This is a genomic window from Loigolactobacillus backii (assembly GCF_001663675.1).
Classification (GTDB): Bacteria; Bacillota; Bacilli; order Lactobacillales; family Lactobacillaceae; genus Loigolactobacillus; species Loigolactobacillus backii.
Genome location: NZ_CP014873.1, coordinates 2487386 through 2503723, shown reverse-complemented (window position 1 = coordinate 2503723; position 16338 = coordinate 2487386). Strand labels below are relative to the sequence as shown.

The following is a 16338-nucleotide window of genomic DNA, read 5'->3' as shown; positions in this document are numbered from 1 at the left end:
AACGTTATGACAGAAAAAATTGCGGTACTTGGTGCCGGTTCATGGGGGACTGTTTTAGCAAATTTATTAACGGAAAATGGTCACCAGGTTTCACTCTGGGCTAACAAAGAAAAGTTAGTTACGGAAATTAATCAAGAACACACAAACGTTCATTATTTACCAACGTTTAAAATTAATCCTAAAGTGGTAGCGACACTTAGCCTTGCTACTGCCTTGCAAGACGTTGATTTAATTTTATTTGTAGTCCCAACGAATGCAATTCGCGAGGTGGCAAAAAAGGTCGTTACCGTTTTAAATGAAACCGGACGTAAGCCACTGATTATGCACGCCAGTAAGGGTCTGGAACAGGGAACGCATAAGCGCCTATCACAAGTGTTAAGCGAGGAGATTCCTGAAAATGAACGGCAGGCGTTAGTCGTGTTATCGGGTCCCAGTCACGCTGAGGATGTTGCTAATCGTGATTTAACCTCAATTACGGCGGCCTCCGTCGATCTTGAGGCGGCTAAACGAGTACAACAATTATTTATGAATGATTATTTTAGAATTTACACCAATGATGATGTCATTGGTGTCGAAATGGGGGCGGCCTTAAAAAACGTCATTGCAATCGGCGCCGGTGCCCTGCACGGGTTAGGTTACGGTGATAACACGAAGGCTGCTTTAATAACCCGGGGCTTGGCCGAGATCAGTCGCTTAGGGGTCGCTTTTGGTGCTAAGCCACTGACCTTTATCGGGCTATCCGGCGTCGGCGATCTAATCGTTACCTGTACCAGTGTTCATTCCCGTAATTGGCGGGCAGGCAATCAATTAGGCCAGGGACAATCGCTAGAAACAATTTTAAAGAACATGGGAATGGTTGTTGAAGGTGTTTCAACAACCAAGGTTGCCCACGAACTTGCCCAACAAAAAAATATTGAAATGCCGATCACTACGGCTATTTATCACGTTCTATATGAACAGAAGAATATTCGCGATGAAATCACTTGTTTAATGCAACGTGAAGGAAAAATGGAAATGGATTAGCATTGTAGCAAGTGAGCGTTTGGAAAAGTTCTTGTAGCACATTTACGCCAAATTAGTTAGGAAAACACTAACTAAAAATGATTTTAAAACACAACCTAAATTTAATTTAGCCGGGTGGTTGACATTTTATCTCAGGTAGGTTAATTTGACGGTGAGGTTTATTTAAGTTAGTTAACGCAGAATAATTTATTTTTTAAATAAAGGAGTCGACGTAATGGGTGAGGTTATCTCATTTCAGCCTTCATGTGAATTTTACTTTAATTTAGGAATGACAGCTTTTTCAAAGAATCGCTATAAAAAGGCAATTGTTTACCTTGAACGGGCTCAAACGTTAGCACAAACTGATGATGATTATGTCTTTGCTAATTGTCAGTTAGCGATTTGTCTCCAGTATGATAATCGTTATAATGAAGCAATTTTACAGTTAGAGCAGCTAAATAAGCATTACGGTAAGAATCATCCCGAAATTCAGTATTTCTTGGCCAATTGCTATGCCTTTATGAACCAGTTTGAAGATAGCTTTCAGTGTGTTCAAGGGTACCTCACAAGCGGTCAACAGGAATTTAAGACGGAAGCCATGGATTTACTATCCCAATTAAGGACTGAGCTTGGTAACTTTTAGTAAGCAAACTATTAGACTTTCTGAAAGCGACGGCGTATGCTTAATTTCAGAATCTAAATGACGGGGGTTGTGACCATGACAAAAAAAGCTGATATCATTGTAATCGGTGCTGGTCCAGGTGGTTTAACGGCCGCACTTTATGCATCACGATCAAATTTATCGGTTATTATACTTGACCGCGGGATTTATGGCGGGCAAATGAACAATACAGCTGCAATTGAAAATTATCCAGGCTTCAAGTCAGTTCTTGGGCCTGATTTGGCACAAAAAATGTATGACGGCGCAACTCAATTTGGTGCGGAGTACGCTTACGGTAACGTTACCGGAATCAAGGATAATGGCGACGTTAAGCTAATCAGCACTGATGATGGTGATTATGAGGCCAAGGCCGTTGTTATTGCAACTGGGGCCGAACACCGTAAATTAGAAATTCCTGGCGAAAATGACTATAGTGGCCGGGGCGTCTCCTACTGTGCTGTTTGTGATGGTGCGTTCTTTAAGAACCGGGAAGTTGCTGTGATTGGTGGCGGTGATTCTGCAGTTGAAGAAGGTCTGTATCTAGCTCAGTTGGCCTCTAAGGTAACAATTATTCATCGCCGGGATCAATTACGAGCACAAAAAATTATGCAGGATCGTGCTTTTGCTAATCCTAAGGTTAATTTTATCTGGAATGCTAATACTGAGGAAATCTTAGGTGATGATCAAAAAGTCACCGGTGTTCGTTACACCGACAAAGTGTCCGGCGAAGCACACACATTACCAGCTAGTGGGGTCTTCATCTACGTTGGGATTAATGCTTTGACGGATAGTTTTACTGATCTAGGGATTCTCGATGATGCTGGTTGGGTAGTTACGGATGATCACATGCGTACTAAGGTGCCTGGAATCTTTGCCATTGGTGACGTTCGGCAAAAGGATCTACGGCAGATTACGACATCAGTTGGTGATGGCGGTATGGCCGGTCAACAGGCATACGCCTACATTCAGGATTTAGCGGCTAAGGATAAAGAAACAATTTCCTAAGGCTTTAGCTAAGGGAGTAGGATAAAAGTCGGTTTTAGGTTTACTGCGTAACGTAGGCTAATTATGGTTACTGGATTAGGTACGTGACCCAGACTTTTGGCGCACGTTCTAGAGTAATGATCGAAAATAGTAAGCGGCTAGGGCTTTTTGTCCCAGCTGCTTTTAATTTGCGTAAATTTACTAAATTAGGTATTGAAGAATCTAACTGGAAGTTGGTTAAGCCACGCAACTGATTATTAAATTTTGAGCAATTAATGAAATTATTCTGAGCTTTTTAGAGTTGTTTTATAAAAGCGCTGCCTTTTGTAGTATACTAATTATTGAATTAAAGATCCGACGTGGGGTGACCACGTAAATTTTAAATAAGGATTTAATGACTTTAGGAGGTACGTTTTAATGACATGGCAGGATACGTACAATACTTGGAAAAATTACACACGTTTGGACGCTGGGCTTAAAGCTGAACTGGAACAAATGGCCGGTGATGAGGCTAATTTGAAGGATGCTTTTTATGCACCAATGGAATTTGGTACAGCAGGTATGCGTGGTGTAATGGGCCCTGGGATTAACCGGATGAACATTTATACGGTTCGGCAAGCAACTGAAGGCTTAGCGTTAATGATGGACACCTTAGATGCTAAGACAAAGGCGCAAGGGGTCGCTATCAGCTTTGATTCACGTTACAATTCTGAGGCCTTTGCGCATGAGGCCGCTCATGTTTTGGGCGCTCATGGCATTCCATCCTTTGTATTTGACGCGCTACGGCCTACGCCAGAACTATCGTTTGCTGTTCGTAATTTAGGTACCTACGCTGGTATTATGATTACTGCCAGCCATAACCCGAAGCAATATAATGGCTATAAAATTTACGGCCCGGATGGTGGTCAGATGCCACCAAAAGAGGCTGATTTAACAACTAGTTATGTTCGTAAAGTAACGGACCTGTTTGCAATTAAAACGGTTAGCGAGCATGAATTACGGGCTAAGCACTTATTAACTCTCATTGGTGAAGATGTGGATGAAGCTTACTTGGCTAATATTAAATCCGTTACGATCAATCAAAAATTAATTGACGAAGTTGGTAGTAAGATGAAGTTGGTTTATACACCACTTCATGGCACTGGTAAAATGTTAGGCGAGCAAGCTTTGCGGAATGCTGGTTTCAGCCAATTTCGTTTAGTACCAGAGCAATCCATTTACGACCCAGAATTTGCTACCGTTGCTTACCCAAACCCTGAATTTCCAGAAACATTTGATCTAGCAATTGCCTTGGGTAAAAAAGAGGACGCCGACATGTTGGTTGCTACTGATCCTGACGCCGATCGGCTGGGAACGGCGGTGCGCCAACCAGATGGTGAATACCGCTTGTTAAATGGTAATCAGATTGCGGCCTTAATGCTTGATTATATTTTACGAGCTAATCAGGAAGCCGGAACCTTACCTAAGAACGCGGTTGCAATTAAATCTATCGTTTCAACTGAGTTGGCAACTAAAATTGCTGAACACTACGGTGTTGAGATGATTAATGTTTTGACAGGTTTCAAATTTATTGCTGAAAAGATTAAAAATTATGAAGAAGACCATAGCCATACTTATATGTTTGGTTTTGAAGAAAGCTACGGTTCATTGATTAAACCATTTGTTCGAGACAAAGATGCCATTCAGGGTGTTCTTTTATTGGCCGAAATTACGGCTTACTATCAAAAACAAGGTAAAACACTATATGATGGCTTACAAGATTTGTTTAAGCAGTATGGTTATTTTGCTGAAAAAACAATTTCACAAACTTTTGCCGGGGCTGAAGGCGCTGGTGAAATCAAGGCACTAATGACTAAATTCCGGGAAGAACAACCTGAAAGTTTCAATGACGTTAAGGTTACTGCTTTACAGGATTTTCAAAATCAAGTAACTAATTTTGCGGATGGACACACTGAACCTATTAAGCTACCAAAGTCCAACGTGCTTAAATATTTGTTGGCCGATGGGACTTGGATTGCCATTCGTCCTTCAGGAACTGAACCAAAAATTAAATTCTATGTTGGGACGGTTGGTACTAGTGAAGAAGATGCTCAAACTCGTTTAACGGCATTTGAGCAAGCATTAACTGCTTTTGCGGCTAAATAAAAATAAAAGTGGTGTGGTTATTGCACGTTTTAATGAGTTAAAACGGTGATATAACCGCACCATTTTTGCTACTTAACTTGAAATTTAACCAGAAGAAACTGTAAAATAAGAGCAATTTAATAGCCGGAAGGACTGATTGATTATGGGAATGCATCAATATTTACAAAGCCTAAGTAATTTAGAAACAATTCAACGAGCGCCAGGATATTTTAAATTTGAAGAGCATTCAGTGGCCGCCCATTCGTTTAAAGTTACTCAAGTGGCGCAGATGCTCGGTGATATTGAAGAAAATGCCGGTCAAACGGTTGATTGGCGTTCATTATACGAAAAAGCATTGAACCATGATTATACAGAACGCTTTATTGGTGACATTAAAACGCCGGTGAAATACGCAACACCAGCACTTCGCAAAATGTTAGCGGAGGTTGATGACAACCTTACTGAGAATTTCATCGTTAATGAAATACCGACCGAGTTTCAGGAAGCTTACCGGCGCCGACTAGGTGAAGGTAAGGATGATACATTGGAAGGACGAATCTTATCAGTTTCTGATAAAGTAGATTTATTGTATGAATCCTTTGGTGAGATTCAAAAAGGTAATCCCGAAACAGTTTACACTAATATTTATCGGGAAAGTCTCCGGACAATTGTTAGATTTTCGGATATGGCAAGCGTTCAGTATTTTATTAATCAAATTTTACCGGATTTATTGGCCGAGCAATTTACTAATCGAGAAAAATTACGGCAAATAACGCAGCAAATTATGCAGGTTAAGTAAGCGAGCAAAGCTATGGCGAAAATATGTTCGGTGTGATAGAATATAGACACTAATTTGATTGTAGAGAGTGGAATGAAAAGGTGATGATTACGCTTAAAGAGGCCTCATCTTTTTGCAGCGAGTTTATAAATGGTTCGATATATTTTATAAATAGCTGGCCCACTCTCTTTCGTTTGGTTTGGAGACCATGTTTCCAGGGCGCGAATTAAGCGCTGGGAGAATGGAATATCCACCGAAAATAGGATTTTGTGGTCACGTAAAATAGACATATAGGTAATGAGGAGGTGCCATGTTTCCAGGGTGCGAATTAAGCGCTAGGAGAATGGACATCATCCGAAAATAGGATTTTGTGGTCACACAAAATAGACATAGGTAATGAGGAGGTCACTTACTTGATTCAACGTGAAGAACATCGTGATTTTGATTTAGTTTCACCTTATCAACCTGCTGGTGATCAGCCACAGGCAATTAAACAATTGACTGAGGGAATTGAAAATGGTGAAAAGGCTCAGATCCTATTAGGGGCAACCGGGACTGGTAAGACGTTTACAATGAGTGAAGTGATTAAGAATGTTGGAAAACCGACTTTGGTGATAGCCCACAATAAAACTTTAGCTGGTCAGTTATACGGCGAATTCAAACAATTTTTCCCTAATAACGCGGTTGAATATTTTGTAAGTTATTATGATTATTACCAACCAGAAGCCTATGTACCGTCAAGCGATACGTACATTGAAAAGGATTCTAGCATTAATGATGAAATTGATAAATTACGCCATTCGGCAACGAGTTCACTATTAGAACGTAACGATGTGATTGTTGTCGCTTCGGTTTCTTGTATTTTTGGTTTAGGCAGTCCGGATGAGTATCGTGATCACGTTTTATCATTGCGAGTTGGCCAAGAATTGGAACGCAATGAATTACTGCGCCGTTTAATTGATATTCAATTTGAACGTAACGATATTGATTTTCAGCGGGGACGTTTTCGTGTCCGCGGGGATGTTGTTGAAATTTTTCCAGCTTCCCGGGATGAACGGGCGTTACGAATTGAATTCTTTGGTGATGAAATTGATCGTATCCGTGAAGTAGATGCGCTAACTGGTGAAGTTGTGGGTGACCGCGATCACGTGGCCATATTCCCGGCAACTCATTTTATGACCAACGATGAGCAGATGGAACACGCAATTGTTAGCATTGAGGCCGAGTTAAAGACGCGTTTGAAGGAGTTAACCGATCAGCATAAATTATTGGAGGCGCAGCGACTAGAGCAGCGGACCAATTATGATATTGAAATGTTGCGCGAAATGGGCTACACTTCCGGAATTGAGAACTATTCTCGCCACATGGAGGGTCGAAAAGCTGGTGAGCCACCGTATACATTAATTGATTTCTTTCCCAAGGACTTCTTGATTATGATTGATGAATCTCACGCAACGATGCCGCAGATTCGGGGGATGTATAACGGTGACCGAGCTCGGAAACAAATGTTAGTTGATTACGGTTTTCGGTTACCAAGTGCGCTGGACAACCGACCACTAAAACTAAATGAATTTGAACAGCACGTTAATCAAATTGTTTACGTTTCAGCAACACCTGGTCCGTATGAGTATTCGCAAACGGATCACGTCGCGGAACAAATCATTCGACCAACTGGACTGTTAGATCCTAAAATTGAAGTTCGGCCAATTATGGGTCAAATTGATGATCTTGTAGGCGAAATTAATAAGCGTGTAGAGCGCCATGAACGTGTTTTTGTAACAACCTTGACCAAGAAAATGGCGGAAGATTTAACTGACTATTTGAAAGAATTAGGAATTAAAGTTCGTTATTTACACAGTGATATAAAAACGTTAGAGCGAACACAGATTATTCGTGATCTACGTTTGGGCAAATTTGATGTTCTGATTGGTATTAATTTATTGCGGGAAGGAATTGATGTTCCTGAAGTTTCGCTGATTGCCATTTTAGATGCCGATAAGGAAGGTTTCTTACGGAGTGAACGCTCACTGATTCAAACAATTGGTCGTGCTTCACGAAATGTTGATGGGACTGTCATTATGTACGCTGATCGGGTTACTGATTCAATGCAAGCGGCAATGGATGAAACTAAACGGCGACGAACCACCCAAGAGAAGTTTAATGAGGTCCATCACGTCACACCAACGACCATTGTTAAGCCAATTCGTGATCTAATTTCACCAACGAAAGCGGCGAAGGACGATCACCAAGAAACTGGTGCCATTAAAGAACCAGATTTTACGGATATGTCAAAGAAAGAACAAAAAGAAATGATTGGTCGGCTTGAAGAGCAGATGAAGGCCGCCGCCAAGAAATTAGATTTTGAACAGGCAGCAACTTTACGGGATACAATCTTAGAACTAAAAGCAGCAATTGAATAAATTTTAGACAATCGCAATCGGATGACCTTTGTTTGGCACGTTCATTTGCGTTTCAACTTAAAATTAGTCCTAAGAACTGAGGAGGAAAATTTATTGGCAAATGATAAAATTATCATTCACGGCGCTCGTGCGCATAATTTAAAGGATATCGACGTTACTATTCCCCGGGATAAATTAGTCGTCATCACTGGTTTATCGGGTTCAGGGAAAAGCTCACTTGCGTTTGATACGCTTTATGCAGAAGGACAACGACGCTATGTGGAAAGTTTATCGGCCTACGCACGACAGTTCTTGGGTCAAATGGATAAACCTGACGTTGATTCTATCGATGGATTAAGCCCAGCTATCTCAATCGATCAAAAAACAACCTCAAAGAATCCCCGGTCGACAGTTGGAACCGTTACGGAAATTAATGATTACCTAAGGTTACTGTGGGCACGGGTTGGCCATCCCATTTGTCCTAATGATGGGACAGAAATTAGTAGTCAAACCGTCGAACAAATGGTCAATCGAGTATTAAACTTACCAGAAAAAACGAAATTACAAATTATGTCACCAATTATTCGGGCCAAAAAAGGCCAACATAAAAAGGTCCTGCAGCGAATTCAAAAAGAGGGCTATGTCCGCGTTAAAATTGATGGTGAAATTTATGATATTAGCGATGACATTGAGCTGGAAAAGAATAAGAAACACGATATTGATATCGTCATTGACCGAATTGTTGTTAAGGCCAGCGCACGCTCACGGCTATTTGATTCATTCGAGGCGGCGTTGCGGTTATCTGATGGGTACGCAACGGCGGACATTATTGGCGGCGAACCGATCATGTTTTCTGAACATTATGCGTGCCCTTACTGTGGCTTTACGATTGGCGAGTTGGAACCGCGGTTATTTTCATTTAACGCACCTTTTGGGGCCTGTCCCGAGTGTGATGGTTTAGGGGCTAAATTGGAAGTTGACGAAGATTTGATTGTGCCTGACCCAACGTTGACTCTAAAAGCGGGGGCAATTGCACCGTGGAACCCGATTTCATCCCAGTATTACCCCCAGATGTTGGCCCAGGCCGCAGCAAGTTTTGGTATTGATATGGAAAAGCCATTTAATAAGTTACCTGAAGAGCAGCGTAATTTAGTTTTATATGGTGCTGGTGACCGAACGTTCCATTTTCATTACGAAAATGATTTTGGTGGAATTCGGGATGTTGACGCAACCTTTGAAGGCGTCGTGAATAACGTTTCTCGACGTTACCGCGATACCAACAGTGACTTTACACGGACACAGATGAGGCAATACATGACGGAATTAACTTGTCCCGTTTGCCATGGTTACCGGTTAAACCCGCAAGCACTTGCCGTTAAAGTAAACGGTAAGCATATTGCTGAGGTTTCCGAATACGCGATTAATCGTTCCTTAGAATTTTTCCAAGGATTAAAACTAACTGAAAAAGAGTTAACTATTGCCAAACCAATTCTTAAGGAAGTTACTGATCGATTGAATTTCTTGAAAAATGTTGGTTTGGATTACCTTAATTTAAGTCGTTCTGCTGGAACCTTATCTGGTGGTGAAGCGCAACGGATTCGCTTGGCTACCCAGATTGGTTCGAATTTATCCGGTGTTTTGTATATTTTAGATGAACCATCAATTGGTCTCCACCAACGAGATAACAATCGCTTAATTAGTTCATTAAAATCAATGCGGGATCTTGGTAATACGTTAATTGTCGTTGAGCATGATGAAGACACTATGCGCGCCGCGGACTATCTATTAGATATTGGCCCGGGAGCGGGTGAAAATGGTGGCCGGGTAATGGCGGCCGGAACCCCTAAAGAAGTTGAGGCTAATCCCAAGTCACTAACCGGTCAATATTTAGCTGGTAAAAAGTATATTCGGTTACCGGAAGAACGCCGTAAAGGTAACGGTAAAAAAATTCGTTTGACCGGTGCTGCCGAACATAACTTGAAGAATATCACCGTTGATTTTCCGTTAGGCGATTTTATTGTCGTCACTGGGGTCTCTGGATCCGGTAAATCAACCTTAGTAAACAGCATTTTAAAGCGTGTTTTAGCGCAAAAATTAAATCGAAACAAGCAAAAACCAGGTAAATATAAATCAGTGGCGGGTGTGAAAAATATTGATAAGATAGTTGATATCGATCAAAGTCCAATTGGGCGAACTCCCCGGAGTAACCCGGCCACTTACACCAGTGTTTTTGATGATATTCGGGATCTCTTTGCCCAGACTAATGAAGCCAAAATGCATGGCTATAAAAAGAATCGTTTCAGTTTTAACGTTCGCGGTGGTCGCTGTGAAGCCTGTAAGGGTGATGGGATCATCAAAATTGAAATGAACTTTCTGCCCGACGTTTACGTGCCCTGTGAGGTTTGTCACGGTAGTCGCTACAATTCGGAAACGTTAGAAGTTTTGTATAAAAATAAAAATATTTCGGATGTTTTGAATATGACGGTTAATGAAGCCTTGCCGTTCTTTGAAAACATTCCCAAGATTCGACGTAAGTTGCAGACTATTGTTGATGTCGGGTTGGGCTACATTACTTTGGGCCAGCCGGCAACCACTTTATCTGGTGGTGAGGCACAACGAATGAAGCTGGCTTCTGAATTACACCGGCGCCAAACGGGTAAGACTTTTTATATTTTAGATGAACCGACAACTGGCCTACATTCAGATGATATTAACCGGTTATTGGCCGTGTTACATCGACTTGTGGATGCTGGCAACACAGTTTTAATCATCGAACACAATTTAGATGTTATTAAAACGGCCGATTATTTAATTGATCTAGGACCTGAAGGCGGTGCGGAAGGCGGTTATGTTGTTGCAACTGGAACGCCTGAAAAGATCGCCGAAACTGATGCAAGTTATACTGGTCAATATTTGAAGCCAATTTTAGAACGTGATGCAAAACGACCACGTTTTGATGTCAACTCGCTAAAAACTAAAAAGTAGGGTTTAAAAATAGTAAGGACACTGTTGTCGTTAAAATTGTGCTTTTAGCCAATTTTAATGGCTCTCTGTCAAATCCTGTTGATAGCCAATTTTACAGTGTTAGAAGTTAGGCAACTTCTAATGCTGTTTTTTTATTTGGTTTGGTGCGCATTTGTTGTAGTTTGATCCGTGAAACTAAATGGTGATAGTTGCGAAAACCAAAGGCCGTTCGCTGGATCTGTTTGATCATGCGATTGATGCCTTCAATGGGACCGTTCGAATACTTTGATTCACTGGCATTGAGGATGATCTCTAGGTTTTTCTTGAAAGTGATTAGTGTGGCCTTCATTTTGGGACTGAGTTGCTCATTGTGATATAAATAGATCACGAGCCCATCTTTATCGTAATTTTTTAGACAAGTCATGATGCCTTGCATGATGGTGTAGGTGTTCGCTAACGTTTCATCAAGCTCAAGACCCAACTGAACGCGTTCTTGCTGGGTTACTTGTTGGCGCAGATGGCGATCATAAAATAATTGTTTAACCTCCAGGTCATCACAATGTTTTAAGTACAGTTTCCAAGCGAATTTTAGGATCCGATATTCTTTGGTCCGTTTAGAATATTGTTTCATAAGCTGCACGCGACTTTGGTTGAACGCTCTGGTCATCATGGCGATAATGTGAAACCGATCGACGATGATCTTAGCGTTGGGGAATACGACTTTAACAATGTCTTGGTAGTAACTATTAAGGTCTAAAGTCACGGTTTTAACGCGCTGACGCACGCTGAGCGGAAACTGCTTAAAGTAAGCTATAATGTTTTGTTTCAACCGATCCGGCAGGATCTGTTGAATTTCATGATCACCAGCACCGTTAATACAAATAAAGTGCAGGACACCGCCAACACCACGTACTTCATCCATCGCTAAATGTTCTGGCAGATAGTTGTAATTCCGGCGAAAGAGATCATCATATTTATCTAGGTAGCGACAAACAGTACTGGGTGAGACATTATTGTCACAAGCAATACTCTTTTGGGTCCGATCATCTTGTAAATGCATAAAGATCTTTTGGCGAGTTGCCCGGGAGATATTGCAATATTTATCAACTAGCTCGGTCGTTGCCATCACACTAGTCCCACAGTTTTTACAAAGCAGGCGCTCTTTATGCAGTTCTAGGTACACCGGCTCACTGGCGTTGGCGGCTAGGTAGGTCACCCGGGAAAGGTAGTGACCATTATGATTGAACTGATCAAAGCCACACTGGGGGCAACGTTCAAGGCCGGTCTTGACAGTTGCGCGATAGACTTTAATTCGTCTGTTTTGTTTGTATTCGTAACCATAATCGAAAAAAATGACATTTGGGTCTTTAATACTGAGCGCAAATTTTATATGATTGTCTATAGGGTTCACGGTTTTCTCATATCCTTTCAAATGATACTTGTGGTGGGTAGATTTTTGGATGAGAGCTGTGAGCTCTTTTTCTGCACAAAAATCCTGTTAATAGTTTACCATTTGTAAACTATCAACAGGAAAAAGTATAGAGCCATTTTAATTATTCCAGGGGTTCTTACTTTTTTTGTAGTTATTTTATGGTTAACAAAATAAGAAATATACACAATAAGGGGTATATACTACTTTTTTATGAATAATTATATAAAAAAGTTGCATTAAACTGAATAAGGGTATATGCTAATATCATCGTAAAGGTTAGAAACTAATGAAAGCAAAATAAATAACATTAGAAACTGGTGGAAACCAAGTAATAACCTAATTATTTTTAACGTTAAAGGAGTAGATAATTGATGGCAAAGGAAAAAATTGTTTTAGCATATTCAGGTGGACTTGATACGTCAGTTGCAATTAAATGGTTGATCGACAAAGGGTACGATGTGATTGCGACTTGTATTAATGTTGGTGAAGTTGGCAAGGACATGACTTTCATTAAAGAAAAGGCCTTAAAGATGGGGGCAATTGCATCTTATACATTGGATTGCCGCGCCGAATTTGCAGCCGATTACGCTTTAATTGCTTTGCAGGGACACACTTTGTATGAGGGTGAATATCCCTTGGTTTCTGCGTTGTCCCGACCATTGATTGTTAAAAAATTAGTTGAAGTGGCACATAAAGAAGGTGCAACGGCCATTGCCCATGGTTGTACGGGTAAGGGTAATGATCAAGTTCGGTTTGAAGTTGCAATTCGGGCCTTGGCACCAGAAATGAAGATTGAAGCACCAGTTCGGGATTGGAAATGGTCACGGGAAGAAGAGATCAATTATGCTACAGAACATAATATTCCAGTGCCAATTAACCTAGATAGCCCTTATTCAATTGACCAGAACCTTTGGGGCCGGGCCAACGAGGCTGGTGTGCTTGAAGATCCATGGGTAACGCCACCCGCTGATGCTTACGCGATAACTAATGCTGTTGAGGACGCACCAAACACACCGGCGACCGTTGAAATTGGTTTTAAACAGGGTGTTCCAGTGACCCTAGATGGTGAGCAATTAAATTTAGTTGATTTAATCGCTAAATTAGACAAGTTAGCTGGCAAACATGGTGTTGGGCGGATTGATCACATTGAGAATCGTTTGGTTGGGATCAAATCCCGTGAAGTTTATGAAGCACCTGCAGCAATGGTTTTAATTAAGGCACATAAGGCATTAGAAGACCTCACTTTTGAACGTGATTTGGCTCATTTTAAACCAACAATTGAAGGTCAAATGACTAATACCATTTATAATGGACTTTGGTTCTCACCGCTTTTCAAGGCAATGGTTGCTTTCTTAAAGACAACACAAAAGGTTGTTACGGGGACAATTCGGGTAAAGCTATATAAAGGAACCGCCACTGTTGAAGGACGTAAATCACCATATTCTCTGTACGATAAGAATTTGGCTACTTACACTTCTTCTGATACCTTTGACCAAGACGCTGCTGTAGGCTTCATTAAGTTATGGGGCCTACCAACTCAGGTTTATACTCAGGTTCAGGAAAAAGCAAAAGATTAAAAGCAGTGCAAAAAGAGTTGGGAGTATCGTGAACTTATCCTAGCTCTTTTTTGTTGGTTCAACTATTATTAACAGTAGTTGGTGGTTTAATTTGGCTCGTTTTTTCATTAAAATCACACTAAGATAGATTTAAGTACGATTTTTATTATTCAGTAATTTGAAAATAGATTAAGCGAAGTTTGTAAGCTACTTTAAGGTAGCTGAGTATATTTTAGGAGGATAACTATGGCAGAAAATCATCAATTATGGGGTGGCCGTTTTACAGCGGAACCAAGTAAATACGTTCAGGCGTTTGGTGCTTCGATTGATTTTGACCAGAAAATGGCAGCAGAAGATTTAATCGGTTCATTGGCGCACGTAGCGATGTTAAAAAAGACCGGGATTCTTAAGGCTGACGAGGCCGACCAAATTACAACTGGACTGCACCAATTGCAGACCAAGTTGGCAGCCGGAGAGTTACATTTCTCCATTGAAAATGAAGATATTCACTTGAACCTAGAGAAATTATTGACCGATTTAATCGGTCCTGTGGCCGGTAAGTTACATACGGCTCGTAGTCGTAATGACCAAGTTGCTGTTGATATGCACCTCTATTTGAAGAAACACCTTAATAAAATTTTGCCGCTCATTAAGCAGTTACAAGAAACAGTTGTAAAAAAGGCGGCGGATAACGTTGAAACGTTGATGCCTGGTTACACCCACATGCAACACGCGCAACCAATTTCTTACGCGCATTATTTATTGGCTTATTTTGAAATGTTCAGGCGCGATTATGATCGTTTTGAATTTAATTTAAAGCACACGGATATGTCACCGCTTGGTGCTGCGGCGTTGGCCGGAACAACTTTCCCGACTGACCGGGACTATACCGCCGAACAATTAGGTTTTGGGGCCGTATACCAAAATAGTCTCGATGCAGTCAGTGATCGTGATTTTATTTTAGAATTTCTCAGTAACTGTGCGCAATTAATGATGCACTTGTCGCGCTTTTGCGAGGAGATTGTGCTTTGGGATAGTCAAGAATTTCACTATTTGGAGATGGATGACACCTATTCGACGGGTAGTTCGATTATGCCGCAAAAAAAGAACCCAGACATGGCCGAATTAATTCGTGGTAAGACGGGGCGAGTTTACGGTGATTTAATGGGTCTCCTAACGGTTATGAAGGGGTTACCGTTAGCTTACAATAAAGATTTTCAAGAGGACAAGGAAGGTATGTTTGACGCGGTAACCACAGTCGAACAATCACTGACGGTCTTTAACGGGATGTTGGGAACTTTAAAAGTCCAAAAAGAACAGATGGCCTACGCAACCACCCATGATTTTGCTAATGCGACTGAATTGGCGGATTATTTAGCAAGTAAGGGGTTACCATTCCGGCAAGCACACGAGTTAGTTGGGGAGCTAGTGCTGAAGTGTTTAAAGGAACATAAATACTTAAAGGACGTTAGTTTGGCCGATTATCAAGCAATATCGCCATTAATTCAGGAAGATATTTATCTGGCACTTGATCCAAAGACCGCGGTTGAACGCCGTAATTCTCTAGGTGGCACTGGATTTAAACAAATTAAGCGCCAAATAGCTGCGGCTAAGGCGCTACTTAAGATGGATTAGTCGTGCCCCTAGATTTTTGGCGCACGTTCTAGAGTAGTGTTTGGAAATAGTGAACGGTTAGGACTTTTGTTATGGTCTCCTTAAAAGTATTTGCAAGCAAGGAAAATTAATCTTTCCCCAATGCTAGCTGCATTTATTTATCTGATTCGATGTGCCTTGTCGAATCAGATTTTTTTGGTTAAAATTGCACTTTTACACAGAAACCACTATCATTTAACTAACTTGAAAGGGGTGTTGAAATTGTTTAGTAAAAAACGTCAATGGGGTTTTGATTGGTCAGAGTTAATTACAGGAATTATCTTTTTGATTGCTGCTTACTTTGTTACCGTCGCACCACGACTTGCTTTGTCGAGTATTGTTATTATTTTTGCAATCAGTGCAATTGTGCGTGGGGTGACCACCTTATCGAGTTATCAGGCCATGCGTGAAACCATTGGCCAACTTGCACGGGTTAGTCTAGTAATCGCAATTTTGGATATCATTGTCGGTTTTATCTTCTTGGCGCACATTACAACTGGTGTGCTGCTATTAAGTTACTTATTTGCTTTTTGGTTCTTGATTGATTCGATTAATGGGCTTATAACGGCGCGACATCTACGACTATTTGGTGCCGGCTATTATTGGTTATCGGTGATTCTTAATATTTTAGGCATTATCGCCGCGCTTATATTAGTTTTAAATCCGCTATTATCAATGGTTTCACTTAGTTTCATGGTAAGTATTTATTTTTTGATTTTTGGGTTAAATTATTTAATGATTGCCTTTGCTCGAAAGCAGTAGGATTAGTTACTATGCATGACACG

Annotated in this window: 11 protein-coding genes; 10 read left to right on the top strand and 1 reads right to left on the bottom strand. The window is 40.9% G+C overall.

All coding sequences use genetic code 11. From position 1 onward, the window contains the following. Positions 1-6: 6 nt before the first annotated feature. The 7 genes from AYR53_RS11365 (at position 7) to uvrA (ending at position 10933) form a co-directional block, all read left to right on the top strand. Positions 7-1023: an NAD(P)H-dependent glycerol-3-phosphate dehydrogenase gene (locus AYR53_RS11365; protein ID WP_068225308.1), complete on the top strand. Its 1017-nt coding sequence runs from the start codon at positions 7-9 to the stop codon at positions 1021-1023. A 214-nt stretch (positions 1024-1237) separates the two neighbouring features. After that, positions 1238-1645 (top strand): tetratricopeptide repeat protein, encoded by a 408-nt coding sequence (locus AYR53_RS11360; protein ID WP_068225307.1) that lies wholly within the window; start codon positions 1238-1240, stop codon positions 1643-1645. Between the two features lie 75 nt (positions 1646-1720). Continuing rightward, entirely contained in the window at positions 1721-2668 is a 948-nt protein-coding gene (gene trxB, locus AYR53_RS11355) for a thioredoxin-disulfide reductase (RefSeq protein ID WP_068225306.1), read from the top strand. Positions 2669-3064: 396 nt separating this feature from the next. Next, entirely contained in the window at positions 3065-4792 is a 1728-nt protein-coding gene (locus AYR53_RS11350; RefSeq protein ID WP_068225305.1) for a phospho-sugar mutase, read from the top strand. A gap of 142 nt (positions 4793-4934) precedes the next feature. Beyond that, a complete protein-coding gene (locus tag AYR53_RS11345; RefSeq protein ID WP_068225304.1) occupies positions 4935-5570 on the top strand; it encodes an HD domain-containing protein in 636 nt (211 codons plus the stop codon). 392 nt (positions 5571-5962) lie between these two features. Further along, positions 5963-7969 (top strand): excinuclease ABC subunit UvrB, encoded by a 2007-nt coding sequence (gene uvrB / locus AYR53_RS11340; protein WP_068280270.1) that lies wholly within the window; start codon positions 5963-5965, stop codon positions 7967-7969. 93 nt (positions 7970-8062) lie between these two features. Next, complete coding sequence (gene uvrA / locus AYR53_RS11335) at positions 8063-10933, top strand: excinuclease ABC subunit UvrA (protein ID WP_068225302.1); 2871 nt, start codon at positions 8063-8065, stop codon at positions 10931-10933. Positions 10934-11039: 106 nt separating this feature from the next. Here the strand turns inward: uvrA and AYR53_RS11330 are convergent, their stop codons facing one another. Continuing rightward, positions 11040-12323, bottom strand: coding sequence for an ISL3 family transposase (locus tag AYR53_RS11330; RefSeq protein ID WP_068224565.1), 1284 nt, complete (start codon positions 12321-12323; stop codon positions 11040-11042). 392 nt (positions 12324-12715) lie between these two features. Here AYR53_RS11330 and AYR53_RS11325 point away from each other — a divergent pair, with 392 nt between their 5' ends. The 3 genes from AYR53_RS11325 to AYR53_RS11315 all read left to right on the top strand — a co-directional run bounded on the left by AYR53_RS11325 (position 12716) and on the right by AYR53_RS11315 (position 16315). Then, on the top strand, positions 12716-13921 hold the full coding sequence (locus tag AYR53_RS11325) for an argininosuccinate synthase (protein WP_068280273.1): 1206 nt from the start codon (positions 12716-12718) through the stop codon (positions 13919-13921). A gap of 225 nt (positions 13922-14146) precedes the next feature. Then, positions 14147-15535, top strand: a complete 1389-nt coding sequence (gene argH / locus AYR53_RS11320) for an argininosuccinate lyase (protein ID WP_068225300.1) — start codon at positions 14147-14149, stop codon at positions 15533-15535. A gap of 240 nt (positions 15536-15775) precedes the next feature. Continuing rightward, positions 15776-16315 (top strand): HdeD family acid-resistance protein, encoded by a 540-nt coding sequence (locus tag AYR53_RS11315; protein ID WP_082918576.1) that lies wholly within the window; start codon positions 15776-15778, stop codon positions 16313-16315. Positions 16316-16338: the final 23 nt, after the last annotated feature.